19 protein-coding genes and 1 other annotated feature are annotated in these 14,832 nt (G+C 44.4%); of the genes, 17 read left to right on the top strand and 2 right to left on the bottom strand.

The window, feature by feature from the left end; all coding sequences use genetic code 11:
• The first annotated feature begins 150 nt into the window (after window positions 1–150).
• The 17 genes from FOF60_RS18015 (at window position 151) to pheA (ending at window position 12,691) form a co-directional block, all read left to right on the top strand.
• Window positions 151–1,173 carry a rod shape-determining protein gene (locus FOF60_RS18015; RefSeq protein ID WP_192471515.1) on the top strand — a complete coding sequence of 341 codons (1,023 nt, stop codon included), beginning with the start codon at window positions 151–153 and terminating at the stop codon, window positions 1,171–1,173.
• Window positions 1,174–1,247: 74 nt separating this feature from the next.
• A complete protein-coding gene (gene mreC, locus FOF60_RS18010) occupies window positions 1,248–2,138 on the top strand; it encodes a rod shape-determining protein MreC (protein ID WP_192471516.1) in 891 nt (296 codons plus the stop codon).
• Window positions 2,135–2,653, top strand: a complete 519-nt coding sequence (gene mreD / locus FOF60_RS18005; protein WP_192471517.1) for a rod shape-determining protein MreD — start codon at window positions 2,135–2,137, stop codon at window positions 2,651–2,653. The genes mreC and mreD overlap by 4 nt, the downstream gene beginning before the upstream one ends.
• Window positions 2,654–3,055: 402 nt before the next feature.
• Window positions 3,056–3,736 (top strand): septum site-determining protein MinC, encoded by a 681-nt coding sequence (minC, locus tag FOF60_RS18000; protein ID WP_192471518.1) that lies wholly within the window; start codon window positions 3,056–3,058, stop codon window positions 3,734–3,736.
• Window position 3,737: 1 nt separating this feature from the next.
• On the top strand, window positions 3,738–4,541 hold the full coding sequence (minD, locus tag FOF60_RS17995) for a septum site-determining protein MinD (RefSeq protein WP_192471519.1): 804 nt from the start codon (window positions 3,738–3,740) through the stop codon (window positions 4,539–4,541).
• Between the two features lie 139 nt (window positions 4,542–4,680).
• Window positions 4,681–5,073 (top strand): hypothetical protein, encoded by a 393-nt coding sequence (locus FOF60_RS17990; RefSeq protein ID WP_264647588.1) that lies wholly within the window; start codon window positions 4,681–4,683, stop codon window positions 5,071–5,073.
• Window positions 4,994–5,461: a M23 family metallopeptidase gene (locus FOF60_RS17985; protein WP_264647587.1), complete on the top strand. Its 468-nt coding sequence runs from the start codon at window positions 4,994–4,996 to the stop codon at window positions 5,459–5,461. Before FOF60_RS17990 ends, FOF60_RS17985 begins: the two co-directional genes overlap by 80 nt.
• Entirely contained in the window at window positions 5,454–5,666 is a 213-nt protein-coding gene (locus tag FOF60_RS24460) for a zinc metalloprotease (protein ID WP_319801543.1), read from the top strand. Before FOF60_RS17985 ends, FOF60_RS24460 begins: the two co-directional genes overlap by 8 nt.
• A gap of 1 nt (window position 5,667) precedes the next feature.
• Window positions 5,668–6,321 (top strand): site-2 protease family protein, encoded by a 654-nt coding sequence (locus FOF60_RS17980; RefSeq protein WP_319801542.1) that lies wholly within the window; start codon window positions 5,668–5,670, stop codon window positions 6,319–6,321.
• 65 nt (window positions 6,322–6,386) lie between these two features.
• Window positions 6,387–7,841 carry an Rne/Rng family ribonuclease gene (locus FOF60_RS17975; protein WP_192471522.1) on the top strand — a complete coding sequence of 485 codons (1,455 nt, stop codon included), beginning with the start codon at window positions 6,387–6,389 and terminating at the stop codon, window positions 7,839–7,841.
• Between the two features lie 87 nt (window positions 7,842–7,928).
• Window positions 7,929–8,009: a sequence feature (ribosomal protein L21 leader region), on the top strand.
• A 15-nt stretch (window positions 8,010–8,024) separates the two neighbouring features.
• On the top strand, window positions 8,025–8,333 hold the full coding sequence (gene rplU, locus FOF60_RS17970; protein ID WP_023627147.1) for a 50S ribosomal protein L21: 309 nt from the start codon (window positions 8,025–8,027) through the stop codon (window positions 8,331–8,333).
• 15 nt (window positions 8,334–8,348) lie between these two features.
• Window positions 8,349–8,681 (top strand): ribosomal-processing cysteine protease Prp, encoded by a 333-nt coding sequence (locus FOF60_RS17965; RefSeq protein ID WP_192471523.1) that lies wholly within the window; start codon window positions 8,349–8,351, stop codon window positions 8,679–8,681.
• 13 nt (window positions 8,682–8,694) lie between these two features.
• Window positions 8,695–8,985: a 50S ribosomal protein L27 gene (rpmA, locus tag FOF60_RS17960; RefSeq protein WP_041964011.1), complete on the top strand. Its 291-nt coding sequence runs from the start codon at window positions 8,695–8,697 to the stop codon at window positions 8,983–8,985.
• 379 nt (window positions 8,986–9,364) lie between these two features.
• Entirely contained in the window at window positions 9,365–9,904 is a 540-nt protein-coding gene (locus FOF60_RS17955) for a Spo0B C-terminal domain-containing protein (protein ID WP_192471524.1), read from the top strand.
• 47 nt (window positions 9,905–9,951) lie between these two features.
• Window positions 9,952–11,244 (top strand): GTPase ObgE, encoded by a 1,293-nt coding sequence (gene obgE / locus FOF60_RS17950; protein ID WP_192471525.1) that lies wholly within the window; start codon window positions 9,952–9,954, stop codon window positions 11,242–11,244.
• Window positions 11,245–11,363: 119 nt separating this feature from the next.
• A complete protein-coding gene (locus FOF60_RS17945; RefSeq protein WP_192471526.1) occupies window positions 11,364–11,816 on the top strand; it encodes an ACT domain-containing protein in 453 nt (150 codons plus the stop codon).
• Between the two features lie 32 nt (window positions 11,817–11,848).
• Entirely contained in the window at window positions 11,849–12,691 is an 843-nt protein-coding gene (gene pheA, locus FOF60_RS17940) for a prephenate dehydratase (RefSeq protein ID WP_192471527.1), read from the top strand.
• Window positions 12,692–12,724: 33 nt separating this feature from the next.
• Here pheA and FOF60_RS17935 read toward each other — a convergent pair whose 3' ends face one another.
• Window positions 12,725–13,264, bottom strand: a complete 540-nt coding sequence (locus FOF60_RS17935; RefSeq protein ID WP_192471528.1) for a transcription repressor NadR — start codon at window positions 13,262–13,264, stop codon at window positions 12,725–12,727.
• A 59-nt stretch (window positions 13,265–13,323) separates the two neighbouring features.
• On the bottom strand, window positions 13,324–14,463 hold the full coding sequence (locus tag FOF60_RS17930; protein WP_192471529.1) for an IscS subfamily cysteine desulfurase: 1,140 nt from the start codon (window positions 14,461–14,463) through the stop codon (window positions 13,324–13,326).
• Window positions 14,464–14,832 lie beyond the last annotated feature (369 nt).

Below are 14,832 nucleotides of genomic sequence, written 5' to 3'. Positions count from 1 at the left end.
TTTGATTGACGATGCGATATAATATAATTTATGATTTTTGCGGACAAGTTAAAAATTTGTCAGGAAATCTGCCTATGAACAATCAACTGATTTTGTTATAGATTGCCTGTTCTTTTATTGCATTTTTTGTTAAGAAAGGGAGATACAAATATGTTTGGGATTGGTACAAGAGACCTGGGAATCGACCTTGGTACTGCTAATACACTTGTTTATGTTAAAGGAAAAGGAATCGTTTTAAGAGAGCCATCGGTTGTGGCACTTCAGACGGACACAAAAAATATCGTCGCTGTTGGTAATGATGCAAAGAATATGATCGGACGTACGCCTGGAAATGTCGTCGCCTTAAGGCCGATGAAGGATGGCGTCATTGCTGATTACGAGACAACAGCGACAATGATGAAGTACTACATCAAACAGGCAACGAAGAATAAGGGCTGGTTCGCCGGCAAGCCGTATGTCATGATATGTGTTCCATCTGGCATAACAGCTGTTGAAGAACGAGCGGTTATTGACGCGACTCGCCAGGCTGGCGCCAGAGATGCTTTTACGATTGAGGAACCGTTTGCAGCAGCGATCGGAGCAAACCTTCCTGTATGGGAACCAACTGGAAGCATGGTCGTCGACATCGGCGGCGGTACGACAGAAGTTGCGATTATCTCTCTGGGAGGAATCGTGACATCTCAGTCTGTCCGTATTGCAGGTGATGAGATGGATGACGCTATCATCAATTATATCCGTAAAACTTACAACTTGATGATTGGTGAGAGAACAGCGGAAGCGATTAAAATGGAAGTCGGTTCAGCAGGAGATGCGGATGGCATTGAAAATATGGAAATCCGCGGCCGTGACTTGCTGACAGGTCTGCCGAAAACAATTGAAATCACGGCAGAAGAAATTGCCAAAGCATTGCGTGACACAGTATACGCCATTGTTGATGCTGTGAAGCTGACTCTGGAAAAAACACCGCCAGAACTTGCTTCTGATATCATGGACAGAGGAATTGTCCTTACAGGCGGAGGCGCTTTGCTCCGTAATTTGGACAAGGTCATCAGTGAAGAAACAAAGATGCCAGTCTTGATTGCCGAAGATCCGCTGGATTGTGTTGCAATCGGTACTGGGAAGGCATTGGACCATATCGATTTATTCAAGACTAAAGCAAAAGAATCAAGGTAATAGGGAAGGGAAGCTGGGAATATCCACTTCCCTCCCTTTCTGTCATCCATTTTTATAGATTAGAGGTGTAAATCATGCCACAGTTCTTTTTTAATAAACGCCTGATAATGCTGCTTGTGAGCATTATAGTCCTCGTGGCATTGATTGGATTTTCTTTAAGGGAAAGAGAAGAATTGACATGGCCCGAGCAGTTTATCAAAGACTCGACCAGCTGGGTGCAATCCGTTGTTTCCAGGCCGGCCAATTATATCGCTGGTTTAATTGAAAACCTTCAAGACTTGCAAAATACATATCAGGAAAACAAAGAGTTGAAGAAACGCGTTGATGATATGGCCCGCCTTGAAGCGAAAGTGTACTCCCTTGAAAAAGAAAACGAGGAGCTTCAGGAAATTTTAGATAAGAAAGAATCACTAGCAGACTATGAGCCAATCCAGGCTGTCAGGATTGCCAGAAGTCCTGAACGATGGAATGAACTGATCATCATCAATAAAGGCGCTTCCAACGGAATTGAAAAAAATATGGCCGTTATCACATCAAAAGGCTTAATTGGCAAAATCAAAAGCACAACACCATTTTCGGCAACCGTGCAGCTCATCAGCTCAATTGACCCGACCAACAGAATTTCTGCCATCTTGCAGGCTGATAAGCCCCTTTATGGCACGATCGAAGGATATGATAAGAAAAATGAGCTTCTTTTATTAAAAGGACTGCCATATAATGCGGAAATTGAAAAAGGGCAAAATGTCGTCACCACTGGTATGGGCGGCATCTTTCCGAAAGATCTTCCTATCGGCAAGGTTGTCAAAGTTGTCCCGGATCAATTTGGCTTGAACCAAACAGCATATATTAAGCCAGAAGCAAATCTCTATGACCTGGAACATGTCATGGTTGTAAAAAAATCAATGATATCAGTCGACATTGAAGAAAGCTTGGAAGATAGCGAAGGCGAGGAGGAAGGCAATTGATCCGTTTCTTGCTCCCTGCTCTTTTCGCTTTTTTATTCATTCTGGAAAGTTTGTTTGTCGAACTGCTGCCTGCCGAGTTATTCAACAGTGACCGGATTCTTGTGCCGCATTTCCTCATGGCTGGGATTTTATTTTTGACGGCATACCTGAGCCCAAAACATGGAATCCTTTATGGGTTAATTTTTGGACTCCTTTTTGATATCGTCTACACGGAAATCATCGGGATCTACCTATTCATGTTCCCGTTCATTGCTTATTTGGCCGCAAACATGATGAGGATCCTGCAGACCAATATTTTAATTGTATCGATTCTATCCCTGCTTGGCATTGCGCTTCTGGAGGTAGGAGTTTACGAGTTGATGCTGCTGATAAAAATTACTGACCTGGACTTTTCGACCTATGTTAAAATAAGACTAGTCCCTACATTGATTCTGAATCTCGCTTTTATCATATTAGCGGCCTATCCATTTAAAAAACAGTTCGAGAATGCCGCAGACCGGTTAAGAAATGATTAGAATTATTTTATCGGAGCTATAAAAATATTGTACATGTATCCCGAATAAAGGAATTTGGCGGAGGGATGTCGAATTTCTTTCAGGTGAAATGATTTTATTACGGCAGATAAATGTCCAGCTCCAGCGCCAAGCCACCATTGTTGCAATGAGATGACTTAATGCAGTCAAAGAAACTGTAGTGCGGTCCCAGGCAATTGTTCTGGCTGCCAGGCGTTTGCGCTTTTCTTATGATTAATGTTTAGACTTTTTACACTTAGATTAGTGTCTAGCTCCAGCGCCTAGCCCCTCGAGACGTTTCGGTACTGCCAATGAAGTCAAAGAACGACTTCACTGTCAGGCCATCCAACGCTGGTCGGGGCTGACCAAGGCGCTTGCGCTTTTCGTATGAGGTGAACATCCAGTATGAAGAAAACACAAAATGTGACAATAAAAGGAACAAAAGATGGACTTACGCTCCATTTGGATGATACTTGCTCCTACGATGAACTGAAGAAGGAGCTCGACAGGAAACTTTCCAATTCTTCACGTGTCCAGGAAGAGGAGCAGCTGCTTTCGGTTAAGGTGAAAGTAGGAAATAGGTACCTTTCAAAAGCTCAGGAAGAAGAGCTGAAAGACCTGATCCGGCAGAAGAGGAACTTAATCGTCGAGGACCTGGAGACAAATGTGATCACCAGGGAGGAGGCCGACAAGCTTCGTCAGGAAACAGAAATCGTGCCTGTTGCCAAAGTGATCCGTTCAGGACAGGTTCTTGAGATAACTGGGGACTTGCTCCTCATTGGAGATGTCAATCCCGGAGGAACCGTTAAAGCGACAGGAAATATATTTATCATGGGTGCTTTAAGAGGGGTTGCACATGCAGGTTCGGAAGGCAATAACGAAGCAGTCATTGCAGCTTCTGTCATGAAGCCGTCACAACTCAGGATCAGTGATTGCATCAACCGGGCTCCAGACCATGTTCCCGATGAAGAAAACCGCGTGATGGAATGTGCTTACATATCGGAAAGTCAACAGATTGTAGTTGATAGATTGCAAGTTTTAATGAAAAAAAGACCTAATTTAACTAGATTTGAAGGAGGCCTCTAAAGTGGGAGAAGCGATAGTAGTTACATCCGGAAAAGGCGGAGTTGGCAAAACAACAACTTCTGCTAATATAGGTACAGCTTTGGCCCTTCAAGGCAAAAGAGTCTGCCTTGTCGATACAGATATCGGCTTGCGCAATCTGGACGTTGTCATGGGGCTTGAAAACCGCATCATATATGATCTCGTCGATGTAATTGAAGGAAGATGCAAGATCCATCAGGCCCTTGTAAAAGATAAGCGCTTCGATGACCACCTATATTTGCTTCCAGCGGCACAGACTAGCGATAAAACGGCGGTCCAGCCGGAACAAATGAGAAAATTGGTGAATGAACTAAAGCAGGATTATGATTATATCATCATCGATTGCCCGGCAGGAATCGAGCAGGGCTATAAAAACGCTGTTGCTGGTGCTGACAAGGCTATTGTTGTCACTACTCCAGAGGTTTCAGCGGTCAGGGATGCTGACAGGATTATCGGCCTGCTTGAAAAAGAGGAAAATGTTGAATCACCAAAACTTGTCATCAATCGGATCCGCACCCATATGATGAAAAATGGCGACATGCTGGATGTGGATGAAATCACGACCCATCTCTCCATCGATTTAATCGGGATTGTGGCCGATGATGATGAAGTCATCAAAGCATCAAACCACGGCGAGCCAATCGCGTTGAACCCAAATAGCAAAGCATCCATTGCGTACAGGAACATTGCCAGGAGGATTCTTGGTGAGTCTGTTCCGTTGCAGCAATTGGATAATGATAATAAAGGCGTATTTTCGAAGATTAAAAAGTTCTTCGGTGTCCGCTGATCAAAAGGCATCTGCTCTCGATTTTTTGAGGGTTGATGCTTTTTTTTATCCATTTCTAATAATTGAACTTGTCATACTCTTATTGGACAGGTCATAGACTTGTACTAACTTAGAGTACAAGGGGAATGGTGGGGATTGGATGAACTCGAGAGCTGATGATATACGCAGAAGGATGATGAAAAGGAAAAGAGAGCGGGAAAGAATGGAGAAAATGAGCCATAACCGCTTATTTTCAACGGAGGAAGAACGGCATGGGTTTGAAAGGATTCCATCTTATGACATGGGGCCGGGTGAAGGGGGACATCCTCTATTCAAGAAGGAAGTTTTTTTATTCAAAGTGCTCGCTTCGGCATGCCTTGTTTTGATCATTGCGATCATTTTCCGGAGTCCATCAGAAAAAGCAGAAACATTTCAGCAATATGTGAAGCATACGATGGACCAGGAATTCCAGTTTGCTGCTGTTTCAAACTGGTATGAAGACCAATTCGGCAAGCCGCTTGCTTTGCTCCCAGCCAAAAAAAAGTGCAGATGAAGAAACCAATCAGGAACTGAACCCAGGCTCTCAATATGCACTCCCTGCTTCCGGGAAAATCCTTGAAGATTTTGGCGACAATGGCCAGAGAATTCAGATTGAAACCGGCAAGGGTGCCGACGTAGAAGCGATGGATGAAGGGCTTGTCCACTTTGTCGGCATGAAAGAAGGATTCGGTAAAACGGTCATTGTGCAGCATGCAGACAAGAGCGAAACGTGGTATGGAAACCTCGATAAAATCGATGTGAGCCTCTACGAGTATATCTCTAAGGGAGCGAAGGTAGGTACGGCAATGGACAGTACGGATGGAATAAAAGGCTCATTTTATTTTGCCATTAAAAAAGGGGATGACTTCGTAGATCCCGTCCAGGTGATCAAGTTTGAATAAAGCCATTGCGTTATTGCGAAAAATACACATCCATCCTTTGCTGTGGGTGATCATCGCCCTTGCTGTTGCGACCGCGCATTTTATAGAGCTGATGATGGTGCTGCTGATTATTTTTGTTCATGAAATGGGACATGGTGCTGCAGCTTCTTTTTTTTTCGTGGAGAATCAAGAAAATCGCCCTGCTTCCATTTGGCGGGGTAGCTGAAATGGATGAGCATGGGAACAGGCCGTTAAAAGAAGAATTGATTGTTGTTCTGGCAGGACCTCTGCAGCATGTTTGGATGATGGCACTCTCCTATTTGCTTTTTATCGGAGGTGTGTTTCCGGAAAAATGGCATCTGCTGTTCATTGAATATAATATGATGATCCTCCTGTTCAATCTGATCCCAATCTGGCCATTGGATGGAGGCAAGCTGGTGTTCATTTTGTTATCAATGAACAAATCCTTTCAGGAAGCCCATCTGCGTACATTGTATGTTTCAGCAGGTTCACTCGTTATTTTTTCGCTGATTCTAGGCATTATCGCACCTTTGACATTGAATGTCTGGGTCATCATCGGTTTCCTGGCCTTTTCTATTTATTATGAATGGAAGCAGCGGCGTTTTATCTTCATGCGTTTTTTGATGGAGCGGCATTATGGAAAGCAGTTGGACTTGAGAGAGCTAAAGCCGATCAACGCAACAGAGAATGAAATGGTCGGCCATGTATTGGAAAAGTTCCAGCGCGGCTGCAAGCATCCCATCATCGTCAAGCAGCAGGACGGCAAGGAAATGGTCATGGACGAGAATGAATTACTCCATGCTTTTTTCAGTGAAAAGTTATTATCGGCGAAAATAGGAGATTTGCTTTACACCTTCTAAAATAGGATAATGAATGCAGCGCAGATACCTTTTGCGCTGCATTTTTTTTGCGATTAGGAGAAACAATGAACCAGTTAATTATCAATGCAAATTCAAGAGAAAAGCGCTTCGCAATGGTCAAGAATGGCGAAGTTGAAAAAATATATATCGAACAGCCGGGCCAGCAATCGCTGGTCGGGAATGTCTATTTTGGCATCGTCGAAAAAGTCATTCCAGGGATGAACGCGGCATTCATTAATTTTGGCGAAGAAATGAGCGGCTTCCTGCAGAAAGATAAGCTCCCATCTTACGTACTGTCAGATGACGAAAATAAGACGAATCGGTCTATCTCTTCATATGTCCATCAAGGTGAAAAACTGCTGGTCCAGGTTGAAAAAGATGCGGCCGGGACAAAAGGGGCAAGGCTGACAGGAATCATCGAATTACAGGGTGATAACCTTGTCTATATGCCTCAGGGTAATTACATAGCTGTGTCCAAAAAGGCGGATTCAGCAGACACCAGGAATAAATGGAGAGAATTCGCCAGCCAGGTCAAAACGCCTGAAGAAGGCCTTATTTTCAGGACCGAAAGCCTGAACCAGACCGAGGAAGCAATCATGAGTGAGCTTGAGCGCCACCGCGCTGAATACTCTCAAATGAAAAGCGCCATATCAGCAATGAAGAAGCCCGGAATCATCCATAGCCGTGATTATTTTTTTGAGCAGGCTGTGGCAGCACTTCTGTCCTTTGAAAATGGAGAAGTGATTACAGATAGTCTCGATTTTAAGAAAAGAATCCAGGACCATATCACTGAAGGTATAGAGATTGAGTTTTATAATGGAAATGATCATATTTTTTCTTTTTATAAAATCGAACAGGAAATCGAGCGGCTGCTTAAAAGGATTGTCTGGCTGGAAAAAGGAGCCTACATGGTCATTGACCAGGGTGAGGCACTTACGATGATCGATGTGAACACAGGAAAGTTTTCCGGCAAAACTGATTTGCGTGATACTGTCACGAAAACGAATCTGAATGCTGCAGTCGAAGCGGCAAGGCAAATCAGGCTTAGGGATCTTGCAGGTATCATCCTGATTGATTTTATTGATATGAAGAATGATAGTGAACGGAACAAGGTGCAGAAACTCATTCAAAAAGAGCTGCTCCAGGATGAGCGGCGCACAAGGATTATCGGCTTTACCGAGCTGGGAATCCTCCAGCTGACAAGAAAGAAAACGAAGCAGTCGCTGGCCGAGACGCTGACTGAAAAATGCTGGACATGCGGAGGAACGGGGCAAGTGCTGAGCTCGGAAACCGTCGCATACAGACTCGAGCGCGCGTTGTGGGAATATAAAAACTCAGATTATGAAGAAGTCCTCATATCAGCGACGAATGAGGTCATCAACCATTTTTCCGGTGAGGCCGATATCCATAAATTGAGGCTTGAAAAAGCACTGGGCCTTAAGATAAAATTCTCGTTGTCAGACGCGGCGAAACCTTTTTGTGAAATTCTTAAGGTTGGTGCTTCGACAGAATCAGGTTAGCCAAGCTGGCCATTAAAAGAACATCGATAATTATGTTGACACTTTCGTTAAACATATGATAGTATTTTAATGTTATTGTTTGTAGCACCCGTGCTACAACCGCACACTTCAGGTATTTAAGCTTTGCAAATTCGCAAACGCCTGCGGTTGGCGAGTCTGAGTCTAATGAGGAGGTGCACTGGAATGTACGCAATTATCGAAACTGGCGGCAAGCAAGTAAAGGTAGAAGAAGGACAAGCAATCTACATTGAAAAGCTAAACGCTGCTGAAGGCGAAACTGTAACTTTTGACAAGGTTCTTTTTGTAGGTGGCGATAACGTTAAAGTTGGTAGCCCAGTAGTTGAAGGCGCAACTGTAACTGCTAAAGTTGAAAAGAACGGCCGTCAAAAGAAAATCATCGTTTTCAAGTACAAAGCGAAAAAGAACAATCGTAAGAAGCAAGGTCATCGTCAGCCTTACACTAAAGTTGTTATCGAAAAGATCAACGCTTAATTAAGGCGGATTACCATGATTCGTGCAACGATTAATCGTACAAAATCCGGAAGCATCCAATCGTTTACGATTAGCGGCCACGCTGGATTCGCTGCCCATGGCAGTGACATTGTCTGTGCAGGTGTTTCGACCATCTCAATTGGGACTGTCAATTCCATCATTGGTTTGACAGGTATCACCCCTGACATTGAACAAGGCGCCGACGGTTTTCTCCGCTGTGAAATCCCCGACAATTTGCCGGCGGATACACAGGAGAAAATCCAACTGCTCCTCGAAAGCATGGTCATTACATTGCAATCGATGGAAAAAGAGTACGGAAAGCATATAAAATTAACCTTCAAACAGTAGGAGGTGGAACAAAATGTTAAGATTAGATCTTCAATTCTTCGCTTCTAAGAAGGGTGTAGGTTCAACTAAGAACGGACGTGACTCAATCTCTAAGCGCCTTGGCGCTAAGCGTGCAGACGGTCAATTCGTATCTGGTGGTTCTATCCTTTACCGTCAGCGCGGAACTAAAATCTACCCAGGTGTAAACGTGGGTAAAGGTGGAGATGACACTCTATTCGCTAAGGTTGACGGCGTCGTTAAATTCGAACGTCTTGGCCGTGACCGCAAGCAAGTAAGTGTTTATCCAGCAGCTCAAGAAGCGTAAGCTAAAGAGAAGCCCTAACCACTGCGGTTAGGGTTTTCTTGTTTTTTTGGCTTGGCGGCTTGCAGTAAGATTTTTTAGATATAAAAAAGAATTAAAGGATAAGCCTTATTAGCATCCTGTTGATTGTAGTGGAAGGCGCGTAGACTCCTGCGGGACCATGGGTCAGGGGAGACCCCGCAGGAGTGGACGACGAGGAGGCTTCCCGAGCCATCCGCGGAAAGCGAAGCGCCTGGAACGGAAATCAACAGTCTTGATTAAAAGAACAAAAAAATAAATATTATAAGCAATCCAATTTTTAACTTAAATACATAATTAGCTTACGCAGAATGGCTTTTTTGTTATACTTACACCAAGCAGTCTTATGAGTAGGAGTATGTGTATGAAGAAAGAGTGGGATACAATCGAGGTTTTGCGCCATGCACGACATGATTGGATGAATAAGCTTCAATTAATTAAAGGGAATTTATCACTGAATAAAGTGGACCGGGCTAAAGAGATCATTGAAGAAATTATCATGGAAGCCAGGCAGGATGCAAAGCTATCTAATTTACATCTTCCTCAGTTTGCCTCTACATTGTTAACCTGCAATTGGGAGAATCATCATTTCCAATTGGAATATGAAGTAATGGACTCCCAGAACTTCCACAGATTAGATGACCAGCTTTTGACTGGCTGGACAGAGCAGCTTTTTGATACATTGAATTCTTCGATTGAACAATATCAGGAAAATCATCTCTCCGTCACAATTGAGCCGCAGGAGAAAGGAATCGGGTTCTTTTTTGATTTTAGCGGAATAATAAATGATAAAAATCGCTTAATTAGCTTCCTCGACCAGCAGCCGGGTAAAAATATGAAAGTGATCTCGGATGGCGTGGTCGATGGGGAATTGACGATAGAAGTTTTTATGGAATCAGTCTAGGGAAACATAGAAGCGATAACAAATTTCAGACAGGTGGTAATGACATAATGTTTGTCGATCAGGTTAAGATTTATGTAAAAGGCGGGGACGGCGGCGATGGAATGGTCGCGTTCCGACGTGAAAAGTATGTGCCGAAGGGCGGCCCGGCTGGCGGCGACGGCGGTAATGGTGCGAATGTGGTTTTCCAGGTAGAGGAAGGACTGCGCACGCTGATGGATTTCAGGTACCAGCGCCATTTCAAGGCACCGCGCGGCGAGCACGGAATGTCTAAAAACCAGCATGGTAAAAATTCAAAGGATATGATCGTAAAGGTTCCACCAGGGACAATTGTGTCCGATGCCGAGACCGGCGCAATCATTGCTGACCTTGTAGAGCATGGGCAGAAAGCTGTTATTGCCAAGGGAGGACGCGGCGGACGCGGTAACTCGCGTTTCGCTACACCGGCCAACCCGGCACCAGAGCTTTCCGAAAAAGGTGAACCAGGACAAGAAAAAGAAATCATCATGGAATTGAAGCTTCTGGCGGATGTGGGGCTCGTGGGCTTCCCGAGCGTCGGGAAATCGACGTTATTGTCTGTTGTTTCAGCTGCTAGGCCAAAGATTGCAGAATATCACTTCACGACCATTGCACCGAACTTGGGTATGGTCGAAACAGAAGACGGCAGAAGCTTCGTGCTTGCAGACTTGCCTGGGCTTATTGAAGGAGCACATTCAGGTGTGGGCCTTGGGCATCAGTTCCTGCGCCATATCGAACGTACACGGGTTATCATCCACGTTATTGACATGGCTGCAACGGAAGGCCGCGATCCTTATGAGGATTATCTGACGATCAATAATGAATTGAAGGAATATAACTTGAGGCTGACGGAGAGACCGCAGGTAATCGTGGCCAATAAAATGGACATGCCAGATGCGGAAGAAAACCTGAAAGTGTTCAAGGAAAAATTGGGAGATGAGCATCCTGTTTTCCCAATTTCGGCTGTAACAAGAGAAGGTCTGCGTGAATTATTGTTCGCGGTAGCTGACCTGATTGAAAATACTCCTGAGTTCCCTCTCATTGATGAAGAGGAATTAGAAAAAGATGAAACCCGAGTCATGTACAAGCATGAAAAAGCGGAGCAGGAATTCCAGATTACACGTGAATCGGATGGAGCATTTGTTATTTCCGGTGACAGTATTGAAAGGCTGTTCAAGATGACCGATTTTTCTAGGGATGAATCTGTCCAAAGATTCGCCCGCCAGATGCGTGGTATGGGCATTGATGATGCCCTTCGTGAAAGAGGCGCGAAAGATGGAGATACAGTGAAGCTTCTTGAATATGAATTTGAATTCGTGGAATAGGCTTAAATGATTTTAGAAGGTCGATTAGCCGGAAACAGGCTAATCGGCTTTCCTCTTTAAAAAACGAATCGTGGCAGCAAGAAGAATAAAAAAGCCAGCAAACGGATGGGGTGGTGGAGATGAAGCAAAATCAAGATAGGAAGTTTTACCTTGTTCGTGAAGATGTCCTGCCTGAGGCAATGAAGAAAACGCTCGAGGCAAAGGAAATGATCGAGCGTGGTAAAGCAGAGTCAGTCTGGGATGCAGTTCAACGTGTCGATTTGAGCAGAAGTGCATTTTATAAATACCGTGATACCGTTTTTCCTTTCCATACAATTGTGAAGGAACGGATCATTACGCTGTTTTTTCAGCTTGAAGATCGGTCTGGGACGCTTTCTGAACTGTTGAGCACGGTTGCTGCAACTGGCTGCAATGTTTTGACCATCCATCAGACCATTCCTCTGCAAAGCAGGGCAAATGTAACGCTGAGCTTGAATGTCACCGAAATGAGAGTCGAAATGGATGAAATGCTCGCGAGACTGAAAAGATTGGAATTTGTAGAAAAAGTTGAAGTTCTGGGGTCAGGAGCTTAACAAGAAAGGGTACTGTAGCAGGGGGGATAGGCTTGATTATTGGATATCTTGGACCGGAAGCAACATTTACGGATTATGCTGCCCGTCAATTGTTTAAAGAGGCTAAGAGGATACCATTTGTGAGTATACCAGAATGCATGGATGCGGCTTCTGCAGGAGAAATTGATGCAGCCATCGTTCCGCTGGAAAATTCAATCGAGGGTTCCGTTAATCTTACCATCGATTATTTGGTCCATGAAACAGACCTTCAGATTGTTGGTGAAGCGGTGGTGCCAATCAGGCAGCATTTGCTGGTTCATCGAGACAATATCGAAAAGTGGATGGAAGCTGATTTAATTTGCAGTCACCCACACGCACTTGCACAGTGCCATAAATTTTTACATAAAGAATTCAAAGGAATTCCTCTTGAAGATATGTCTTCTACAGCCGCAGCGGCCAAATATGTAAAAAACCATCCAGAGCAAAATATTGCCGCCATCGCGAATAGCCTCGCTGCAGAGGAATACGAATTGGTGACGGCTAAGCAAAATATCCATGATTACAGCTATAATCATACCGTCTTCGCTGTGCTTGCAAAGGAAGATCATGATATTCACATGGATCAAACCGAAGAGTCCAAGACAAGCCTGATGATTACACTGCCTTCAGATCGTGCAGGAGCGCTGCATCAAGTTTTATCTGCTTTCTCCTGGCGGAAGCTCAATCTGTCCAAGATTGAATCACGACCGATGAAAACGGGCTTAGGAAGATACTTTTTCATTATCGATATCAATTTGAAAATGGATGATGTATTGGTTCCGGGAGCGATTGCGGAATTAGAGGCACTGGGGTGCACTGTTAAGGTGCTTGGGAGCTATTCAAGCCAAAAGATATAAAAAATCCATCAATTGATGGATTTTTTTTATATCTTATTCGAAATTAATAACTAATCCTTCTTTTCTAAGCGTTTCTTCTGCTTCATCCAGCACTTTTTCCGTTGGAGCGGAGATTGTGTGCAGGTGTATTCCGTCCGTTAATTCCGATAGGTAAGAAGCGTTAGTAGCCCTGATTTTTTCCATGAACTGTTTTACTTCGTTCCGGTTTGAAACCATGATGGATGCAGTTAGATCCCCGTACACAGGATGCTCAATTTTTACGTCCTTAACAGTTACTCCGTGATCGACAAGAAGCAGGAGTTCTTCTTCTGTCCTTTCAGGGCCGTGGGAGACAGCAATGGTCCTTTCCGCTGCAGAAGGACGGGAGGCATGCATATATAGATATCCCTGGCTGGTAGCTATGATTGGCTCGTTTTTGGCTTTAAGCAAGGTAATATCGCCAACTATAACCTGCCTGCTTACATTCGTTATCGCCGAAAGTTCGCCTCCGGTGATGGGTTCGCTGCTTTCTTGCAGACGTTTCAGGATGTATGCACGACGTTCATCTCCGAGGATTTTCGTAGGTTCCTTCATAATCCGATCTCTCCTTCGACTTCTTCATTCGAGAATTTTACCATAAAATCAGCTTGAAGTTAAACGGCCGACATCTGTGTAGTGATGGCTGCAAGCATTTTCCCAAGATCGACCGCATCTTCCTGGCTAGTCTCCCTCCCGAAAGAAATTCTGAAAAATTCCTTTGCCTCTTTTCCTTTGATTCCCATTGCAGACATCGTCTTCGCTGGTGACAGCATGCCTGTATGACAAGCGGTTCCGGTGGAAATCGCAAATCCACTGCGGTTGCATTCAAGCAGGACATATTGTCCCTCCAATCCCCTTATCGCCATTCCCACAATACCTGGAAGCTGTTCATCGCCCTCTGCACCAAAAATCTCAATTGAATTCCTGAAATCTGAAAGGGATTCAATAAGAGCCTCTCTCAATTTATTAACTCTATTCGTTTCTGTATTCATGAGGGAATGTGCTTTTTGCGCTGCTGCAGTCATTGCTGCGATTCCCGGGACATTTACCGTGCCAGGCCTGAAGCCTTTTTCATGTACCGTTCCATCAATGTAAGGCTTCCATGCAAGCTTCGGATTGACATAGGCCACACCGGTTCCTTTTGGCCCGTAAAACTTATGGCCTGAAATCGAAAGGGCATCTACGCAGCCGGCCAGGGTATTAAGTGGTATTTTTCCAAATGTTTGCACACAGTCAGTGTGAAACAGTATGTCTTTTGAATGGCAAAAATCAGCAATAGAGATGACCGGCTGGATTGTGCCAATCTCAGGGTTTCCATGATGAATCGAAACGAGCACAGTCTCCGGCTTGACAGCTTCTGTAAAACTGGCAAACCCTATTTTTCCATTTATATCCAAGGGGAGGTATGTGATTTCCCATCCCTCTCCTTCAAGCTTTTTCATCAGATTGTAGACAGAAGAATGCTCGGCTGCCCCGGTAATAATGTGATTGCCTGATTTTCTTTTGGCAGAGAGCAGAGCCATTATGCCAAGATAATTCGCTTCAGAACCACCACTTGTAAAATAAATCCCGGCTTCATCGACATCAAGCAGGTGTGAAAACTCCTTTCTGCAGCTCTCGAGGAGGTTGGCAGATGCACTCCCGGCTTCATGCAGGCTCTGGCTATTTCCAAAGTACTTTGTCGACGCTTCAATGAAAATATTAGCTGCGTCCCGGTCAAGCGGGCATGTTGCCGCGTAATCAAAATATTTCATAGGTTTTCGCTCCTGTCCACTCTTACTGTTTGCTTATGCATGTAAAAGCTGATTCTTCTGGAATCACGGTCACAAGAAGAGCCAGCATGTGCCCGAAGTCAGGCTTTCAAACGAATCTCGGTCACAAGAAAAGCCAGCATGTGCCCGAAGTCAGGCTTTCAAATGAATTTCGGTCACAAGAAGAGCCAGCATGTGCCCGAAGTCAGGCTTTCAAACGAATTTCGGTCACAAGAAGAGCCAGCATGTGCCCGAAGTCAGGCTTTCTAACGAATCTCGGTAACAAGAAGACCAATATGAGACAGAAATCTAGCATTTTCGGTTTCCTCTCGGTCACGTATCGCATCTAGCGTTCTCCATTGTAAAAATAAA

This window comes from Mesobacillus jeotgali (assembly GCF_014856545.2).
GTDB lineage: Bacteria > Bacillota > Bacilli > Bacillales > Cytobacillaceae > Mesobacillus.
Note: the sequence above shows the minus strand (reverse complement) of the source record. Positions and strands in the feature narration are given on the sequence as shown.

What these genes read in the sequence shown, in the direction of transcription:
- FOF60_RS17980 (WP_319801542.1), top strand. Translation starts at nt 5,668, where the DNA reads ATGGATGAGCATGGGAACAGGCCGTTAAAAGAAGAATTGATTGTTGTT.
- FOF60_RS17975 (WP_192471522.1), top strand. Translation starts at nt 6,387, where the DNA reads ATGAACCAGTTAATTATCAATGCAAATTCAAGAGAAAAGCGCTTCGCA.
- FOF60_RS17990 (WP_264647588.1), top strand. Translation starts at nt 4,681, where the DNA reads ATGAACTCGAGAGCTGATGATATACGCAGAAGGATGATGAAAAGGAAA.
- FOF60_RS17935 (WP_192471528.1), bottom strand. Translation starts at nt 13,264, where the DNA reads ATGAAGGAACCTACGAAAATCCTCGGAGATGAACGTCGTGCATACATC.
- FOF60_RS17955 (WP_192471524.1), top strand. Translation starts at nt 9,365, where the DNA reads ATGAAGAAAGAGTGGGATACAATCGAGGTTTTGCGCCATGCACGACAT.
- rpmA (WP_041964011.1), top strand. Translation starts at nt 8,695, where the DNA reads ATGTTAAGATTAGATCTTCAATTCTTCGCTTCTAAGAAGGGTGTAGGT.
- FOF60_RS17945 (WP_192471526.1), top strand. Translation starts at nt 11,364, where the DNA reads ATGAAGCAAAATCAAGATAGGAAGTTTTACCTTGTTCGTGAAGATGTC.
- mreC (WP_192471516.1), top strand. Translation starts at nt 1,248, where the DNA reads ATGCCACAGTTCTTTTTTAATAAACGCCTGATAATGCTGCTTGTGAGC.
- obgE (WP_192471525.1), top strand. Translation starts at nt 9,952, where the DNA reads ATGTTTGTCGATCAGGTTAAGATTTATGTAAAAGGCGGGGACGGCGGC.
- FOF60_RS17965 (WP_192471523.1), top strand. Translation starts at nt 8,349, where the DNA reads ATGATTCGTGCAACGATTAATCGTACAAAATCCGGAAGCATCCAATCG.
- FOF60_RS17930 (WP_192471529.1), bottom strand. Translation starts at nt 14,463, where the DNA reads ATGAAATATTTTGATTACGCGGCAACATGCCCGCTTGACCGGGACGCA.
- rplU (WP_023627147.1), top strand. Translation starts at nt 8,025, where the DNA reads ATGTACGCAATTATCGAAACTGGCGGCAAGCAAGTAAAGGTAGAAGAA.
- minC (WP_192471518.1), top strand. Translation starts at nt 3,056, where the DNA reads ATGAAGAAAACACAAAATGTGACAATAAAAGGAACAAAAGATGGACTT.
- FOF60_RS18015 (WP_192471515.1), top strand. Translation starts at nt 151, where the DNA reads ATGTTTGGGATTGGTACAAGAGACCTGGGAATCGACCTTGGTACTGCT.